This window comes from Brevibacillus fortis, from assembly GCF_046196545.1.
Taxonomy (GTDB): domain Bacteria; phylum Bacillota; class Bacilli; order Brevibacillales; family Brevibacillaceae; genus Brevibacillus; species Brevibacillus fortis_A.
The window spans coordinates 4,578,165-4,596,117 of record NZ_CP176370.1 but is presented as its reverse complement, the minus strand read 5'-3'; the positions used below and the strand labels follow the sequence as shown (position 1 = coordinate 4,596,117).

Here is a 17,953-nt window from a genome sequence, read left to right as displayed (position 1 = left end):
TGATCCGGCAGTTGTTTGGCGTCGGTCATGACATCCTGCTGCCTGATTATAGAGCAAGACTCACGTATCAAAACGGCTTTTTTCGTAAGTGGTAAAGCAAGTGATGAAATTAATCGGAGGGAGGGACTGATTGCAGGTTTCTGCTGCTGATACATGCGGAACTCTCCAATCAGGTTACGATGCCAGAGTACTTATCACCAGGGGTGTATGTCGAGGAGTTTGATAGTGGCCCCGTTCCCATGGAGGGAGCGAGTACGAGCACGGCCGGCTTTATCGGGCTGGCCCAAAAAGGACCCGTTGCGGGATTGCCTGAGCTGATTACAGGTGTCAATGATTTCCGCAAGTTATTCGGTTCCTATTTATCTGAGAATGCGTTTGGCGAATACCGCTATCTCGCCTATGCGGTGGATCACTTCTTTCTGAATGGAGGCTCCCGTTGCTATGTGATGCGGGTAGCGCCAGCAGATGCGAAGCCAGCTTCCAATGAAGGCAACAGCGAAGGAGCTGTCCTTCGGATTACGGCAAAAAACCCGGGGGCATGGGGAAATCAGATTCGCGTAAATTTGATTCCGTCGAGCAAGGCCAAAACACAGATTTACGAGCAGCTAGGCGAGGCTCCCAAGTACCGTGTGAAAAACAGTGCAGGCTTTCAACCAGGGGATGTCGTTTCGTTCTATGACGGTGAAACCAAGCAGTACAGTGAAGTGGTTTCATCCCAGGACAATGTGATCGAGCTGTCAGCTGTGCTTACAGGAGACGTCATCGATAACAATTTGCTGCCGGTCAAAATTTTGTCCACATGCGAATTCACGGTGCAAGTCTTCTACAACGATGAGGCTGAAGAGTTCGATAAATGCTCGCTCAATGTCTCTGCTGCCAATCATGTCAGCAAGCTGCTATCCAAGAGCAATATCGTCGAGGTCGAAGCGGGTGCTGCCCCAGCGAGCCCAGAAGTCATTCCGCCTTTTACTGTCATTTCAGGGATGGCGGAAGAAACCCAATCCGAGGGCGGAAAGACAGAATTCGGTCTGTATCAAATCTCTTTGGCAGGAGGCAGTGACGGTTCTGTCGCCAATCTGTCAGCGGGCGAATACATGGGGGAGGATCATGGACCGGGAAAACGTACGGGAATCCAAGCCTTCATTGATAATGACGAAGTGAGCATTATGGCCATTCCTGGCGTGACAGACCCGAATGTGCAGCTCGCGCTTGTGGCTCATTGTGAAAACCTGAAAAGCCGCTTCGCCATCCTCGATATCCCACGCGACAAGAAAAAAGTAAGCGATGTGTTGACGCATCGTAATATTTTCGATACGCAATACGCTGCCATCTACAATCCTTGGCTGCAAGTGTTCGATCCGCTGGACAAGCGCAACATCTACATTCCGCCATCGGGCTCCATGGCTGGTATTTACGCGCGCTCGGACAATACCCGTGGTGTCCATAAGGCTCCGGCAAACGAGGTCGTGCGCGGCTGCACAGGACTGGATTGCCAGTACAATACGGGCGAACAGGATATTTTGAATCCGAAGGGAGTCAACCTGATTCGCGCGTTTACTGGTCAAGGAATTCGCGTCTGGGGTGCACGGACGATGTCATCCAACGGGCTATGGAAATACATAAACGTGCGACGCCTGTTCATTTTCATCGAGCAATCGATTAAAAACGGGACAAACTGGGTGGTATTTGAGCCAAATGACGAGAGGCTGTGGGCCCGCGTCCAACGCACGATTGATTCTTTCCTGACGCGTGTTTGGCGAGATGGTGCGTTGATGGGCTCAAGCCCGCAGGAAGCCTTTTACATTCAAATCGGCAGGAGCACGATGACACAGGATGATATCGACAATGGCAGATTGATCTGCGTGATTGGTGTAGCACCTGTCAAACCAGCAGAGTTCGTCATCTTCCGTATTACGCAAAAAACATCCGATCAGCAATAATTCACGGCGAAAAACGGTGTGAAGAAAGGGGTACAGTATGGCAGATCGCAAGGATCCATACCGCAAGTTTCGGTATCGGGTAGAGATGGACGGCATTCAGCAGGCAGGCTTTAGTGAGGTGTCAGGCTTTGATGCGTCTGTGGACGTAGTCGAGTATCGCGAAGGCAATGAGGTAATTACACCGCGCAAGCTCCCGGGCTTGGCGAAGTACGGGAATATCACGCTGAAATGGGGCGTGACGGATTCGATGGATTTGTACAACTGGATGCAGGACACCATCCAGGGCAAGGTCGCACGCAAAACGGTAACGATCATTGCCATTAATGAAGCCGGAGATGATGTCGCTACATGGAAGGTCATCGAAGCATGGCCGACCAAATACACGGCGCCTGATTTTAATGGTACGTCCTCAGAGGTAGCGATTGAGCAGTTGGAAATTGCCCACGAAGGAATGACACGCACGAAATAATAGAAGATCCCGACGCCTAAGAGTGGCAAGGAAAAGGTTTTTCTTTGTCACTCTTGCCGGCCTAGGGTGATGAGGAGGATGACACCATGGCATTTAAAACGGAATACGAATTTGAGCTCCCGCGCGGCTATGTGGATGAAGAAGGAAACCTGCACAAGCGGGGTGTCATGCGCTTGGCGACGGCTGCTGACGAAATTTTGCCGATGCGTGATCCGCGTGTCCAGCAAAATCCCGGCTACTTGACGATTATTTTGCTGACGAGAGTGATTACCAAGCTGGGAGATGTACGGGGTATTGACACAAGAGTGGTGGAACGGCTGTTTACAGCGGATCTCGCGTACTTGCAAAACCTGTACAGACAGATCAATGAATTGGACAGCTCGATGTTCAAGACATCTTGTCCGAAATGCGAGCATGAATTTCAGGTAGATATGGCTTTTTCAGGGGCGCTGGAGGGAGTATGAGTGGATATCCCGTCGACAAGATCTATGAAGAAGCCGCCTTCATCGCCTACTATTTTCACTGGCCTCACGACGAGATCATGTCGATGGAACACAAGGAACGGCGGCGCTGGTGTGAGGAGATATCCGCCATCAATCGCAAGCAAAATGACGAACCCGAAAATGTTTTTGATGTGTTCAAACGGAGGTGAGTCAGGTGTTCGCCAATGAGAATCCGTATTATACCAACCTCCGATTTCGCGTGGACTTTCTTCCGTTTGGATTGGAGATGGATGGCATCTGGGTCGCTGGATTTAGTGAAGTGTCCGGTTTAGCCGTCGAAACAGAGTTGGAGGAGTACCAAGAGGGCGGCGTGAATCATTTTGTCCACAAGCTGCCGAAACGCAGCAAGTTTCCCAATCTCGTCTTCAAACGAGGCTTTGTGAGATCAAACGAGCTGTGGAGATGGTATGAGGAGTTTCACTTTGGCCCGCCAGAAAAGCGCAAGCGCAAGCAGGGAGCGATCATTCTGATGGACCCAAACGGAAATGATGTAGGGGCTTGGGCATTTGAAGGGGCTTATCCGGTCAAGTGGGTTGGACCGGAGTTCCGGGCCACGCATGGAGAAGTAGCCATCGAGACATTGGAAATCGTGCACCACGGCTTAAAAGCGTATTTTTAAGCCTTATCCCGTCTGCAAGGAGCAAAAGAAACGATGATAACGATCAAGGCGCTCCCACCTTCGCGTCGTCCATCACTGCTGCCAAGGGCGTCCAGCCAAGGCTTTGCACAGAGCATCATGCAGAAGTATCGGCACGGGGAAGGTCGCGATCCCGGCTACCTTGCTTTGATCCATCGTGATTTTTCGCCGAGTATCGGAGGGCAGGAAAACCACTTTCATCAAACCTTCATTCATGTACGCATGCAAGTACAAGTGGACTCCTACCTCGGATTGAATCGAGAAATGTTGCCGAACGGACAGGCTGGCTTACTAGGGCCAAGAGAACGGGTAGTGATAACGCAAGCATCGGGATCAGGACGAAAAGTACGACCAGCTACTTTGATCCATGAGCTTTTTCGGAAGTGGGAGTCATCCAAATTAATCGAGAAGGTTTACCTGCCTCGGATCACGATTGTCTCAAATGAAAGAGATAGATATCGCTGGTCCAGCTATGTTCAGTCTTCGGCACTTGAAAAATGGCTGCCGCTGGGGCGGTTCATAGAGCAGAAAAACACGGTCGATTTTGCGTGGCCTCTTTTGAAAGCAATTGTTTCAGACAGAAAGGAAACCGTACGTGAAAGATTTTGGACGCCTGAGACTCCCTATGTTTCGCCGGAATTTTTGGTACACACGGCGCGAATGGGTGAGCTTGGTGGACTCAAGAGCATGCAAAATGCACGTGAGCGGATACGGCTCGAATCAGCGACAAGAGTAGATGCGATTTCGATTTCACGTGTCAGAGCGACGCGTTCTGAAGCAGGCCGGTTCGAAGGGTTTGGGGTTCGCAATTTTTTGCAGTTGATCGGTAGAGGGATGGAATCAAGGATTGGGACGTGGTCTTTTCCTGTTTTGCTAAAAAGAGTAGAAGGACGGGCTGCGAGCGCTTTCTTGAATCGCTCGGTGTGGACAGAGAGAGCTGGAATTGACGGCAAAGATATCTCTAGGCTAATCGTTCATGAAAGTGAAAGTACACGTGGGTCTGTAGCTTCCCAGCAGACTGAACTTTGGTGGCGCTGGTGGGAAAACCTGAGTCTGTACTGGCAGAAAAGTCGAGCAACATGGCTGCCAGGGACGATGACTGTGCATCCACGTCTACGTGTTTTACAGCCGATTGTTTTTCCGAGAAGCAGTCAACACCCGCAAGCTAAAAGCGAGTGGATGCTTGAAACGCTGTCTGAAGTTTTTTCTAGCCCATTGGCACTGAAGATATTTCAGAGCAATGAGCTTTCGAAGATGTTCACGTCCCTATTGCCTAGCATGCTTCATCGAGCTGATGCTGGTCGGACCGAACAGCAAGCTGTAAGGGAACGGTTCAAACAGCTGTTCCATTTGGCTCAACAGTTTTCGAAGGCAGAAAGCGAACGTGGGCTAGCAGTGCTTGGTTCTCGAGAGAGCTTGAAGCAGATAGAGAGCGGGCGGGAACAACAGCCGAATAGCATTACATTTCACCCGTTGCAACTCTTTCCTTTCGAATCCATCGCAACAAGGAATCAGCGGACATACGCGTTACTTCAACAACTGATATTGCAGGAAGCCAGGTTGAACGAGAGAGTCAGAGAGCAGTCCATTCGCTTGCGATCAAGCTATGAGCAAACCCATTATGGCAAAACGAGTATGATCCCGGCTGTCTCCCGTGCTTCGTATCAGCAGCTTGACATGCTACAGCATGAGTGGTGGACGGGTATGACGTTACACGTTTTGCACCCCGTGCAAGGGCTTTCCAGAACAGTTCCACTTCTCTCGCAGTCAGTTGTCAGGAAGTCGATCGCTGCATATTGGATAAAGAGCTTCCAGTCCACCAATGCTCCTGTTTTCTTTGAAAAACGAGGATGGTTGAACCAGCCTTGGATCAAGGAATATCTTGAAACGCTTAACGAAATCGAGCGTGAGCCAGCTGGTAGAGCAGCTAGCACTTCTCGGTTTGTGTCGAATCGCTTCGGGCCTATCTTCCATACGAATCGCCAACGCTGGCAGACGTTACAGAACCGTATCGTCAGTTCTACCCATCAGGAGACGAACAGGAAGTCTGTGATGGCGTGGGTGCAAGCTCAACAGATGGCTGAAAAACAACTCAGAGCAAGAGAGCTCCTTGCTACTAGCACTCATGCGCCAAGGAACCTTCTGTATGAGCGGGAGAAGCAATCTCTGCATCCTGCGGCAAGCACGCCTAGTAGATGGTTGATTCCCTTGCTTAATGTTCTGACCAAAGAGAGTACATCCCTCAGTAATCATGCAGTTTCGAATCATATCGAAGGCATCTCCCAATCATTTTTCCAGCCAAGAATGCCTTTCTTGCAAGATAGGCACGTTTATCAGCTGTCATACGAGACGGTGCGTCTGCTACTGTCGTTTCAGGGTATGAAAAATAAGCTGGCAGATGTCGCTTTCTCCAAGAATCAAGAAAAATTCAGCCTACCGGGACGAAAAGCGACGATCTCGATGGCACATGAGCATGAGCACAAACCAATACGGCACACCGTCTTCCTAAAAAATGAACGGAGTACAAGTCGAGCATTTGTGCATACTCATCTTCATAATCGGGAAGCCGTTTTCCACATGTTGAACCGTTTGGGTTCTGCAATGCTTCGTGCCACAGAGTGGATTGGACTTGGGGGAAACACGTCTGCGAAGTCGTTTTCTATCAAAGAGGACGTTTCTGTCAGGAACTCATTGCGACGGATAGCTGCTGGATGGAGTGCGGAATTAGGACTTACGATCCTCTTGCAAAAAAGCGCGAAGCTGGAAGCGATGACCGGGATTGCAAAGGTAGGCTCAGCAAGCACCAGTGGGAAAGCTCCCCCGAGCAGTGAAAAGCAATCGAATGATCACCCAAGGTCTCGCAAGGGCGAAGGCAATCCATTACGAGAAAGCCATCAATCCCGTGAAAGCCGCCACTCCTACTTCTTGCAGCAGACAGCCAGCTTGTGGACAAACTCCGTTGCCCTACGTGCTCGCGCCTATCTTCAAGTCCTTCAAGTCCTTCAAGTCATGGAGCAAATCAGAAAGGCTATCCAGACTGATTTCCGGACGGAAACATATGTCCAAAACCATCATTCACTCTCGACTGCTCTCAATCGTCACGATGCACAAATGGTTATTCAGAAACAATGGGGGCCACTCCCTAGCCTTGTGCATGGTCAAAGCGTAGGGGTGCCTGACAGTTTCATGCATGAGAGTGGAAGCAGACGTGCAACAGAGCCACTACTACGAAAAGGTCGAGTCAACAGCTTGGAGCCATTATCTCGCCGCCATCCAATCAGCTCCGTTCCATTCGTGAGAGAAAAATCCATTGATCTTGTCTGGGATAGATTGCATTCCAGACAGCTTAGTCGCCGCAGCCGTTTTCAACAAAACAACCATGAGCAGATTCTGACGGTCAACCAGAAGACGCAGACGATCAAACAGCTAACGAGTGAAAAGACACAAGAGGTCAAGGTTCGAGACGCTAGGCTCACGCCTCTGCAAAGACCAGGGCTATTCAACCTGACGTCAACATCACCAATGGCGAAGCAGCCACCACTCCTGCAAGCTTTGCAACAAGCTCAAAGAACGCCCGGAGAATCCGAGCAGCGCTCCCTGTCCGAAAACGCAACCCATATCCATCGGCGAGGGTTACGCACAGAAGACAGCCATGCAAGCCCTGCTACTACCGTTCAGTCGCCGCCGTCCATGGAGTACCTGCGAAAAAGCATTCAGCCTCAAGAAACCGCCGTGCAGCAGACGACAACACTGCCACTCCAACGACAAGTCGATCTACACGTGCAAGAGAGGGCAGGCAATCAGACGTCGTTATCCCCACAAGAGGTGGATCGATTGATGGATAAAATGATGAAGGAGCTGGACAAGCGCCTCACTCAAGAGCGGCAGCGACGAGGTCTATAGACAGGATTCGCCGCATTCACAGACGACTATTTCTTCGGTAAAGAGAGGCAAATGCCAATGATGGGTCAGGAGAAAAAGGCAAAAATTTTAGTGGATCGCAACGGGCAAGGAGACTTCAAGGAGAGTATTTCCGTTCTCTTTAACCCCTCGGAATACAAGGTAGATGCTTCCAATAACTACTCTTGGCAAAAGATATTGGGGCAATCGGTACCAGTCGGGATGTTCACGAGCGGTGATATCGAGACATTATCGGTCGACTTGTTTTTTGATACATACGAGGCTGGAGTGGATGTGCGTGCCTTCACGAATCAGGTGCTGGGACTGATGGCCGTAGAAAAGAAAATCAGTACACCGCCGATCTGTAAATTCGTCTGGGACAGCTTTCAATTCACCGGGGTTGTCGAAAAGGTTTCGCAGCGGTTTACGATGTTTCTCGACCAAGGGACACCAGTACGAGCCACGTTGGGCGTCACCTTTAAAGGCACGAGCGTGAAAAAGTCCGCGGACGATATCGGGGTTGCAAGGGAAAAGGTCGCACAACAAACGGTCAACCAAGGAGACCAGCTGTACTTGATGGCGTATCGCTCGTACAGTGATGCATCGAAATGGCGAAACATTGCGAACGCCAATCGGATCGACAATCCAAGACTTCTAAAACCGGCTACTACCCTGCATGTGCCACTTGTGAGGTGACGAAGGAATGAGCGAATTAAAATTGACGACAGACCGCCATTCCTTCGATGACCTACGCCAAACGTACAACAACTTTCATTCCCCAGCTTTGGAAATACTCGTTGGAGGAAAAAAGCTGATTAGCCAGGTAGGCGTCGCCATTACCAAAGCAACGATCAACTCCAGCTTGGAAGGCAAAGCAGATACGTTCTCGTTTTCGGTAACCAATGCTTTTGATACGGCAGCGTGGGAATTTCGCTGGGTAGATGACTATTTGGTTCCTGGCAACGAAATCGAAATCCAGCTGGGCTACGGAACCGAGCTTTCCAGTCTCTTTTACGGGCATATTACAGCCGTTTCGTTTGCATGCGAGGAGACGCCAACCATTACGGTAAAAGGGATGGACAAATCGTTCCTGCTTATGGTCGATAACAAGTCTACCTCCTGGAATAAAAAGAAATACAGCGATGTCGTGAAAGAGCTGGGACAAAAATACGGCTTGTCGACGCATGTGGATGATACGGTTCAGACTATCGAGACCATTACAAAGACGGTGTCCGAGACTGACTTTCAATTTTTAAATCGTCTTGCAAAAATTTGTAACTACGATTTTTTTATCGTCGGGAAGAACTTGTATTTCCGTAAGCCACTGAGCAACATGACGCCGGTCCTCACCTTGATCTGGGGAGTTTCCTTGCGCAGCTTTTCCGTCGATGTCAACATTGCTTCCCAAGCTTCCTCTTATACAGTGCGATGGGTAGACAAGGACAAATCAACGGTGCTCCAGGAAGCAAAAGCAACGAGCACTGATATCGGGAAGCTCGGGACCAATTCGAAGACAAGCGCTGATTTGCTGAAAGCAATCGGTGATTATTTTGATAAATACGAGTCTACGAAAAAACTGGACTCACCTGAGGAAATAAAAGCGGTAGCCAAGGCACGCTTGAATCAACTCGCCATGAATCTTCTCGACGGCAACTGTGAGGCAGTCGGTTTGCCAGAAATTCGTGCTGGCCGCTATATCATGCTAGAGGGCATGGGGAAAAAGCTGAGTCAGCCTTATTACATCACATCTGTCACACACACCATCGATGTGGCATCTGGCTATGTCACGACGTTTCAAGTGAAGGGAAATACGATATGAGCTTTGATCATTGGTTCTACCAGGATGAAATCACAGAAGACGAACGGGCAAAAATCCACGGTGTCATTGTCGGCATTGTGACGAACAACGAAGACCCGGAAAAGCTCTCGCGAGTGAAACTGAAGCTGCCTCTGGTAGATAACGAGCGGGAGACAGATTGGGTGCGAATTGCCACGCTTTTTGCAGGAAAAGATCGCGGCAGCTTATTCATTCCGGAGGTAGGCGACGAGGTGTTGGTCGCGTTTCACTGGGGAGATGTACGCGAGCCATTTGTGATCGGGATGCTTTGGAATCAGGAAAACAAAGGCCCGGAAATGGCGGAGAAAAACAACATCCGAAAAATCACGACCCGTGCAGGCCACGAAGTGATTTTTGGTGATGATCCGAATGACGGGAAGATCACGATTGCCACGAAAAAAGGACAACAGGTGGAGCTGTCGGACAAGGATGAAAGTATTGTGCTTAGGGAGAGCAGCGGAAACAACCAAATCTCCATCAAGGGCGGCAGCACGGGCGAAGTTACGGTGAAGAGCGGTTCAAGTACGATTACGTTGAATGCAAAAGGGCAAGTGACCATTCAGTCAGACACATCGCTGACAATCAAGTCCACCCAGCTGAATCTGGAGGCGCAGGGAGCCATGTCGATTAAAGCGGGAGCATCCCTGAACATCAAATCTGACGGAATTGTTGCCGTCAACGGTTCGGTGATCAAATTGAATTAATTCATGGGAGGATGCCATGCAGCAGCCATTCGGTGAAAAAGGATGGAAGTTCCCTATTCAGGTGGATCAGGCTACAGGCCGTATTCGTTTGTCCGACTACGAGGATGATATCGCAGAAGCGATTCGCATCATTCTTTCTACCGCAAAGGGAGAGCGTGTGATGCGACCGAAATTCGGGAGTGGATTGCAAGGCTTCATGTTTGATGGCACGGACGGAACGAGCATGGCGTTGCTCCAGTCGGACATCGCAGAAGCGATCATGATCTGGGAACCGCGTGTACGAGATGTGCAGGTGGAGGCCAAGGTCGACAAGACTCATTCCGAAACGGTGAACGTTACGATCAGCTATACGGTACGTGCCACAAACAAAGGCTATCAGCTGTTGTATCCTGTCCACCGTCTTGGTCCACACGGATAGCAGAAGAGTCACAGTCGTATGAAGAAAAAAGGAAGGGAGGTGGGTAATGTGAAGCCACCTTTGGTCGATTCACGGGACATGCAGGCAGTCATCCGAAAAATGCGCGAAATGGTGCCATTCTACACCCCAGAGTGGCGATTCACTCCAGAAGATCCTGATGCGGGTACGGCTTTATTTCTCCTTTTCGCAGACATGCTGATGAATAATCGTGAGCGTTTGAATCAAGTACCTGAGCGAAATTTTATCGCTTTTCTCAATATGCTCGGTGTCGGAATGGCTCAGGCTAGACCGGCAGAAACCTTTTTGACATTTGAATTGAGTACAGGTGTGCAAAAGCCAGTGTGGATTCCGGCGGGCACAAAAGTTACGGGTAAGTCTGTCCTTGGCGATGAAGTGGTTTTCGAAACAGAGCAGCCTATGCTGGCTACCCCCTCTCTCCCGACAGATCTGTTGTTTTCCAATGGCAGTCGAGACTTTTTAACTGATGCAACGAGTTGGCTTGGAACAAATGCACCGCTCTCTCTCTTGGACTGCAAGGCTTTACCTAATGATCAGGAGCATTGCTGGTATGTGGGGCATGAGTACTTGTTTTGTTTAGGAGATCGTGCTTCGATCCAGCTCACGATGGTTTCCAATCAGGAACGCTACCTGGAATCCTTGCTGACAGAGAAGCTGGCGAATCCAGAGCTGGTCGAGTGGACGTATGTGTCAGAGGGAGAATGGATTTTGTTCGATAAAGTCGAGGCTGATCAAAATCAGCTACGCTTGGAAAAAAAGCAGCGAAAAAAATGGGAGTCTAGTGAAGTGCAAGGAATCGAAAATCGTTGGCTCCGTTGCAGAGTGAAACCAGGCATGATTCATGAGTGGATGAAAAATGGCGGGAGCCTTTCTCTGACCCAAATCCAGCTGAAGACGGATTATTTGCCAACAGATGATCCGGAGGGTCTTGCACCCGACATGCTTTTTTCCAATGATGTGCAGGTTTCCGGGAGTGGCTGCCTTGCATTTGGCGAGCAGCTTGCACCGTATGGCATGTTTTTTTTGTCCTGTGAGGAGGCGTTGACGAAGCCTGGTAGTACTGTTTCCCTTCGTTTTCGGATGAAGACGGAGGCTTATCCCGCTACGCATCTGTCACAACCGGAACCGAAATGGAAATGGATCATGAAGGAATCGTCCTTTGACCCTCCTGCGACGACACCCGTCACGGTCAGCAAGGTGGTATGGGAATACTGGAATGGCAGCGGATGGATGGTGCTCCTGTCAGGAGAGGATCGTGAGAAGCTGTTTGCTGGCACCGATTCGGATAAGGAGGTTGTGGTTGCCTTTACGTGTCCAGATGATTTGCAGCCGACAACCGTCCAATCACAGCATGGGTTTTGGATCCGTGTGCGAATCCTTCAGGTGGAAGGCTTATATGGCCCGAATCCTGTATACATGGCCCCGTGGCTGGAAGACATGCGCCTGACCTACTCGTACCAGGAGTCGCTGCATGAGCCGGAAGCGATTCTCACACAGAACGATTTGGATTGGCAGCAACCTGTCGGTACAGGCAATCATCAGGCTAGCTTCCAGCCGTTTTTGCCGTCCGAATGCGTGCATCCTGCTGTCTACTTCGGATTTGAGCAGCCGCCATTACAAGGGCCGCTCTCTTTCTACTTTTCTTTCCTGCCGATGGAAGAATCCCCAGGGCCTGCTCCGGTTGTGCAATGGGAATACAAGCGCAAAGAAACAGGAACAACGTCTTGGGCCAAGCTGCAGACGATTGATCAGACCGCTGGTTTTACGGAAAGTGGTACCGTCCGTTTCGCTGGTCCTTTTGATATGGAAAAAAGCAAAATGTTTGAGCGAGAGCGTTATTGGATTCGCGCCGTCAACGTAGACAATCGTCTGGGAGGGGGCGCTTCGGATGCACGCTATCCCGTGCTAAGCGGCTTTTATCCGAATACGATACGAGCCATTCAACAGGAGACGATTCGCAATGAAATGGCAGAGCGGATAGCAGAGGGGCAACAAGCCGAGTACAGACTCATCCGCTATCCCGTCATGGGCGAAGAGGTATGGGTAGATGAAACAGGCTTCTTTTTGCCGAGTGAACGAAAGAGCTGGCTGGAACATCCAGAAAATCGGGTGGAACTTCTCTATGATTCTGAAGGAAACGAGCAGAAATGCTGGGTTCTGTGGAAGCGAGTAGAGCATCTGCACGATTCTGGCCCGGATGATCGCCATTACTGCTTGGAGAGCGCTACCGGAAAAATTTTGTTTGGCGATGGTCGACACGGTAGGGAGATTCCACAAACCGGGCTCGGTTCTGTGAGGGTGACGTATAAGGTCGGAGGGGGAACAGCAGGGAATCTTCCTGCTGGGCAATTGAATCAACTGGAACAATCGATTCCGTTTGTCCAAGCCGTCAGCAATCCGGTGCCTGCGATTGGGGGAAGTGATCGGGAAATGCTGTCGGAAGCCTTGCAGCGAGGTCCTCAAACCATCAAGCATCGCTATCGAGCGGTGACGGCTGAAGATTTCGAATGGCTCGTCCGTGAAGCGCATCCGGGGATAGCCAAGGTGAAGTGTTTGCCGAATCGGAACGGCCGCCTGCAAAGAGAAGCAGGGCATGTCACTGTGATCGTATTGCCCGCAGCGGGATGCTTCGGAACACAATTTCTGGAGCTTCGGCGTTGTGTCACGAACTCCTTGCTTACACATGCGGCAGCGACGGTAGCCTCCCCCGAGCGGATTCATGTCATGGAGCCAGTCTACTTGGAAATTGCGGTGACAGCAGAGCTGGCAGTGGGGTCTTTGGAGGAAATCGTTGGGGTGGAGCTGGAGACACTCGGCAAGCTCGAACGATTCCTTGACCCGATATCGGGAAATCTGCACGGTGGGGGCTGGGAGATAGGACAACGTGTGCACCCGTCGCTCTTGTTTGCCTTGTTGAAATCCGTAAAGGGCGTCCGCTTTGTCGATCATCTGACCTTGGCTGTATTTCGAACGGAAAATGGGCAACGAAAGGAAATACTCGCTTCTGAATACGAAACGATCGTCCATGGGATCGTCACAGAGGGCGCGCATCGAATCAGCGTCCGCGTTCACGAAGGCCAGGCTTTCTTCCCACCCAAACATTGAAAAAGGAAGTGTACGCTATGCTTCCATCCAAGAATCTGGATGATCGCTACTTTGAAGAGATCGTAGAACAAGCAAAAAACGCGATCCCCAAGCTTCAGCCAGAGTGGGGTGATCACCGTCATCACGATCCGGGCATTACGCTTTTGGAAATGTTCGCGTGGTTGATGGAAATGCAGCAATACTATCTCAACCGGATAACGGAAAAGAACGAACGCAAATTTTTGCAGCTCATGGGTGTACACCCACTGAACCAGTCATGTGCGACGACTGATGTTACGTTTTTCGACGTGTCAGAAGAAGCGATTCTTCCGGAGAAGACGAGATTGTTCGCGGGGAATCTTCCTTTCGAGACGGAACATTCGCTTGTTCTGGTACCGGCCACCCTGGAGCGTGTTCTGGTTCATACAGAAAGCGGGACGGCGGATGTGAGTTCATCCAATGCGCATAACGGTGTTTCCTACTACGCATTCGGCCAGGAACCAAAGATAGGGAACAAGATTTACTTAGGCTTTGATCGGCCGTTGCCAGTGGAGAAGGCAGTCTCCATCGGATTGCGCCTGTTTGAGGACTATCCTGTCCCAATCGTCCCGCTTACGCCCACAACGCTTTTCGTTCCATCGACCACTCTTGAGTGGGAGTACTATGGACAGAACGAACGTACGCAAGAAATGGGATGGAGTCCGTTGCCACGAGTCTTGGATGAAACGATGAATCTCTCCTTTTCGGGACGAGTCCTGATCGAGCTAGAAGGGGCAATGAAGCCGCTCATGCTTTATCCCGCCAATGATCGGCCTCGATTTTGGCTCTGTGCGACATTGCGTGCAGGTCGATTCGAACTGGCTCCTCGCATGGAAAAAATCGAGCTGAACACCGTGAGTGCCATCCAAATGGAAACCTTCAGTCAAGTATGGGAGTTCGATGGAACGGGGCAAGCGGATCAGACGATCGTCCTTGCAAGCTCGCTATCGTATGAAGGCACAGTAGAGGTTCAATGCAAAAAGGGGCGTCATTGGCAAAGTGGATGGGATCAAGATGAGCCAGACCAAGTGGATACAGGTGTATTTTCGTATCGCGTCTCACGCGACTCAGAACAGGGAGCAACGATGATTCGGTTTGGGAGTGCAATGCCTGAGGGCCGCAAAAATATTCGGGTTATTGCCTATCGGGGTGACTTTGCTGGGCAGCGATTGATTGGAGAAAGCAGTGGATTGCCACATCAAGTGTTTCGGCTGAATATCCAATCGATCTTGCCAGAAACGTTTGTCATTCAGGTGGCGCGTCAGGTCGAAGGCAGTCCGTTTCCCGCTTGGGAAGACTGGTCGCTGGTCACTGATTTTGACCGATCGGGACCACAGGACCGCCATTTTATGTTGAATGATTCGGACGGGGCAGAAATTGTGTTTGGCAACAATGAGCACGGAGCCATTCCCGAAAGGCTGGAAGGCATGGCGGGCATTCGGATCATATCTTGTCAGACAGGCCAAGGTGCGAAGGGGAATGTGCAGGGAGGCCAAATTAACAGATTCCTGCCGCTAGCCCGGCAGCGAACCACTGCGCAGGTGACGAATCCCCGTCCAGCCAGTGGGGGAAGCGAGCGCGAAACGATCGATCAAGCCAAAAGCAGGATGAGAATGGAGTGGAAAAAACCGCAGCGGGCCGTTACAGCAGAAGATTATGAGGCCATCGCGCTCTCGACACCCGGATTGCGAGTGGCCCGCGCGAAGGCAATCCCCCTGTATAAAGTAGGGCAAATGGGAGCATCCGAGAAAAACGCAGCCGCTCAAATGACCGTCGTCATCGTCCCGTTCAGCGACCAGCCGACACCACAGCCAAGTGAAGGCTTCCTGCGGACCGTTCGCCACCAATTGGAACAGCGAAGGCTGCTGACGACAGAAGTCCATGTGGTTGCTCCGGCCTATATCAAGGTGACCGTTTTCGCGACAATCGTGATGGAGCCTGCGTTTGCAGACAAAAAGCAAATCGTGCTACAGGCACTGAAGCGGTATTTGACGCCATTGAATGTCCAAGATTCTTCGACTCATCAAGGAAAAGGATGGGAATTTGGTCGGCCTGTTTATAAAAGCGATCTCTACGAGGTGTTAAACCAGATCGAGGGTGTGCTGTACGTGACGGATTTGTGGGTTTCTGCAGAGGGTACAGGCATCGTCAGGGATGAAGGGGGAGATATTCAGATTCCGCTCCATGCGCTGGTGTACTCAGGAGAGCATGTTCTGGAGCTCGTTGTGGATAGAGAAAGATAGACGGGAACAAACGGAGGAGTGGGCATGGATACAATGAATCGTTTCTTTTCCCTGAACAATCCGTCCGATTGGCAGCGGGGGGCCTGGTATAACCTTCACGTCTCCAACGAGGGGATCGCGTTGAACAAATCGCTCGAATATGTGATCGATCATGTGCATCAGGCTGAGACGACACATCACTCTCGACTCCTGGATTTTGCCATTGCACGCGTTGGTTCGTTGCTTTGGCTGGATGAGAGCGGCCATATCACGCATTACGATGACAGCAACAACTTCAAGGAGACGGTGTTTCGCGCTGGACGCGGGTTGTTTTCCAAAGACTCGTTTCTCGTCGCTGACGATGAATACGTGTACATTATCGACCCCGAAGCGAAGAGAAAAGTCGGAGCGTATTCCATAGCCAACGGCCAGTGCGTTTGGAGCTGGGAAGATGGGGAGGGACAGCAGCTTTTTCCTTTGGATGCAGGGCTGGATGAAGAAGGACGCCTTTACATCACGACACCTGTGGTCGTAGATCGAGACAACGAACGGAAGGAAATCGCGGCGGGAACACAAATCGTCGTCCTTCGGCTGAATCGGGCAGGTAAGATAGACGCTACATACGCGCATGCGGAATTGAAAGTAACAGAGACAGCTACCCTTCGAGAGATCAGGCGTAGGAGGTTGTTTCGCCTGTCCGTTGTCGAATCGGGCATTGCCTATCTATTCTGGGCACAGACGAATCAAGTGTTTCGGTTCTCTTCGGAAGGCTACGATGTGTGCACCCTGGCAATCCCGTCAGGCACCAAGCCCGCGGGATTCGCAGTGGGTCCAGGTCCCATTCTTTACGTGGGTGATAGTCGTTCCATCGATTCAGCTCATGATCATACTCGATTCATTTTGCGTTTTCAACCAACGGGAGAAGCACTTGCGCCATTAACCAACTACCAAGGACGAGCAGACAAGCTCGTTTTTGACAATCAGCAACGTTTGTATGTTTGGGACGCGCAGAAAAATGTTCTGACCATGTTGAGGCTCGTCTCGCGGACGTCCAACCTGGATGCGACCGGAATACCGATGGGCATCTACTTCTCTCGTGCATTGGATAGCGCGGAATTTGAAACGGTGTGGCATAAATTCACGTTGGATGCAGACATACCGGAAGAAACGCAATTACTCATCTCGACGTTTTCTTCAGATCGAAAAGAGCATGTGATTCATGGAGCCGTACACAATCTGGATGATTTTTTGTTGGCACCCGACATGGACTGGAAAACCAAGCTGCAAAGGACGGCCAATTTATGGTCGGAGCCGGTAATCAACGCCTCAGATGCGTTGATTCCTTCAGCAAAAGGCCGCTATTTATGGCTCAAAATTGAATGGCTCGGTACTGACTGTCACTCCCCGTTGCTCAGGCAAATGCGGATTTACTCGCCGCGCGACACATTTTTGCGCTACCTGCCAGCGACTTATCAAAGTGAACCTGCCAGTGCTGATTTTTTGGAGCGCTTCCTCTCCCTTTTCGGGACGTTTTACTTGGAGCTGGAGGAACAGATTGATACCATCTCACGTTTGTTCGATCCTGATACGACACCTGGTGAGTTCGTCCCTTGGCTCGCTTCCTGGTTAGGGATGGGCAGGGAAGAGCATTGGACAGAGGCACAACGCCGAGAGCTGATTCGTCGTGCGCCACAGCTGTACGCAGAGCGGGGCACTCGTACGGGATTGGAAAAGATGGTGGAGCTGTATACCGGGGAGCGCCCGATGATCGTGGAGTATTTTCAAATCAGGGACATGAAAGCGATCCCGGAGCTGCACGGGTTGATCTCTTCCTTGTACATGGATCATCCGTACCAATTTTGCCTGATCGTTTCGCAGGAATGCGCGAAAACAGAGCGGGAGCAGTCGGTTCTGCAAAAGATTTTGGAAGATCAAAAGCCTGCTTTTACAGAGGCGAAGCTCATCGTTCTGCGCCCCGGCATTTACGCCGACCTCCATAGCTACGTGGGGATTAATTCGTATTTGACGGAGCCGTCGTTCCTTACGCTTGATCAAAATTTATCCATGCCATACAACACGGTGCTAAGCGGGAAGGACCGCAGCAGACAAATCGATTATGACACGAGGATTGGCCTGGATGCAGAGCTGGAGTAAGAAGCCAAGATTTTTACGCAAAGTGAGG

Annotated in this window: 13 protein-coding genes; all 13 read left to right on the top strand. The window is 50.7% G+C overall.

The features are described from left to right. The first annotated feature begins 179 nt into the window (after positions 1-179). The 13 genes from ACKKE8_RS22765 (at position 180) to ACKKE8_RS22705 (ending at position 17,925) form a co-directional block, all read left to right on the top strand. A complete protein-coding gene (locus ACKKE8_RS22765; protein ID WP_409175013.1) occupies positions 180-1,940 on the top strand; it encodes a phage tail sheath family protein in 1,761 nt (586 codons plus the stop codon). Between the two features lie 37 nt (positions 1,941-1,977). After that, positions 1,978-2,409, top strand: coding sequence for a phage tail protein (locus ACKKE8_RS22760; RefSeq protein ID WP_007721341.1), 432 nt, complete (start codon positions 1,978-1,980; stop codon positions 2,407-2,409). A gap of 86 nt (positions 2,410-2,495) precedes the next feature. Continuing rightward, positions 2,496-2,873: a hypothetical protein gene (locus ACKKE8_RS22755; RefSeq protein WP_007721338.1), complete on the top strand. Its 378-nt coding sequence runs from the start codon at positions 2,496-2,498 to the stop codon at positions 2,871-2,873. Next, positions 2,870-3,061, top strand: coding sequence for a DUF6760 family protein (locus ACKKE8_RS22750; protein WP_007721336.1), 192 nt, complete (start codon positions 2,870-2,872; stop codon positions 3,059-3,061). The genes ACKKE8_RS22755 and ACKKE8_RS22750 overlap by 4 nt, the downstream gene beginning before the upstream one ends. Positions 3,062-3,066: 5 nt before the next feature. After that, positions 3,067-3,531 carry a phage tail protein gene (locus ACKKE8_RS22745; protein WP_409175012.1) on the top strand — a complete coding sequence of 155 codons (465 nt, stop codon included), beginning with the start codon at positions 3,067-3,069 and terminating at the stop codon, positions 3,529-3,531. A gap of 33 nt (positions 3,532-3,564) precedes the next feature. After that, positions 3,565-7,452: a hypothetical protein gene (locus tag ACKKE8_RS22740; protein ID WP_409175011.1), complete on the top strand. Its 3,888-nt coding sequence runs from the start codon at positions 3,565-3,567 to the stop codon at positions 7,450-7,452. Between the two features lie 57 nt (positions 7,453-7,509). Continuing rightward, a complete protein-coding gene (locus tag ACKKE8_RS22735) occupies positions 7,510-8,145 on the top strand; it encodes a peptidoglycan-binding protein (RefSeq protein ID WP_409175010.1) in 636 nt (211 codons plus the stop codon). A gap of 7 nt (positions 8,146-8,152) precedes the next feature. After that, positions 8,153-9,268 carry a phage late control D family protein gene (locus ACKKE8_RS22730; protein WP_409175009.1) on the top strand — a complete coding sequence of 372 codons (1,116 nt, stop codon included), beginning with the start codon at positions 8,153-8,155 and terminating at the stop codon, positions 9,266-9,268. Next, positions 9,265-9,990, top strand: coding sequence for a phage baseplate assembly protein V (locus ACKKE8_RS22725; protein WP_409175008.1), 726 nt, complete (start codon positions 9,265-9,267; stop codon positions 9,988-9,990). The genes ACKKE8_RS22730 and ACKKE8_RS22725 overlap by 4 nt, the downstream gene beginning before the upstream one ends. A gap of 16 nt (positions 9,991-10,006) precedes the next feature. Beyond that, positions 10,007-10,408, top strand: coding sequence for a GPW/gp25 family protein (locus tag ACKKE8_RS22720; protein WP_409175007.1), 402 nt, complete (start codon positions 10,007-10,009; stop codon positions 10,406-10,408). Positions 10,409-10,456: 48 nt separating this feature from the next. After that, entirely contained in the window at positions 10,457-13,531 is a 3,075-nt protein-coding gene (locus tag ACKKE8_RS22715) for a putative baseplate assembly protein (protein WP_409175006.1), read from the top strand. A 17-nt stretch (positions 13,532-13,548) separates the two neighbouring features. Continuing rightward, positions 13,549-15,792, top strand: a complete 2,244-nt coding sequence (locus tag ACKKE8_RS22710) for a putative baseplate assembly protein (RefSeq protein ID WP_409175005.1) — start codon at positions 13,549-13,551, stop codon at positions 15,790-15,792. Between the two features lie 24 nt (positions 15,793-15,816). Beyond that, positions 15,817-17,925, top strand: a complete 2,109-nt coding sequence (locus ACKKE8_RS22705) for a phage tail protein (RefSeq protein WP_409175004.1) — start codon at positions 15,817-15,819, stop codon at positions 17,923-17,925. Positions 17,926-17,953 lie beyond the last annotated feature (28 nt).

Excerpts from the sequence above, each read along its gene's own strand:
- ACKKE8_RS22765 (WP_409175013.1), top strand. The coding sequence starts at position 180 with ATGCCAGAGTACTTATCACCAGGGGTGTATGTCGAGGAGTTTGATAGT.
- ACKKE8_RS22760 (WP_007721341.1), top strand. The coding sequence starts at position 1,978 with ATGGCAGATCGCAAGGATCCATACCGCAAGTTTCGGTATCGGGTAGAG.
- ACKKE8_RS22755 (WP_007721338.1), top strand. The coding sequence starts at position 2,496 with ATGGCATTTAAAACGGAATACGAATTTGAGCTCCCGCGCGGCTATGTG.
- ACKKE8_RS22750 (WP_007721336.1), top strand. The coding sequence starts at position 2,870 with ATGAGTGGATATCCCGTCGACAAGATCTATGAAGAAGCCGCCTTCATC.
- ACKKE8_RS22740 (WP_409175011.1), top strand. The coding sequence starts at position 3,565 with ATGATAACGATCAAGGCGCTCCCACCTTCGCGTCGTCCATCACTGCTG.
- ACKKE8_RS22735 (WP_409175010.1), top strand. The coding sequence starts at position 7,510 with ATGATGGGTCAGGAGAAAAAGGCAAAAATTTTAGTGGATCGCAACGGG.
- ACKKE8_RS22730 (WP_409175009.1), top strand. The coding sequence starts at position 8,153 with ATGAGCGAATTAAAATTGACGACAGACCGCCATTCCTTCGATGACCTA.
- ACKKE8_RS22725 (WP_409175008.1), top strand. The coding sequence starts at position 9,265 with ATGAGCTTTGATCATTGGTTCTACCAGGATGAAATCACAGAAGACGAA.
- ACKKE8_RS22720 (WP_409175007.1), top strand. The coding sequence starts at position 10,007 with ATGCAGCAGCCATTCGGTGAAAAAGGATGGAAGTTCCCTATTCAGGTG.
- ACKKE8_RS22710 (WP_409175005.1), top strand. The coding sequence starts at position 13,549 with ATGCTTCCATCCAAGAATCTGGATGATCGCTACTTTGAAGAGATCGTA.
- ACKKE8_RS22705 (WP_409175004.1), top strand. The coding sequence starts at position 15,817 with ATGGATACAATGAATCGTTTCTTTTCCCTGAACAATCCGTCCGATTGG.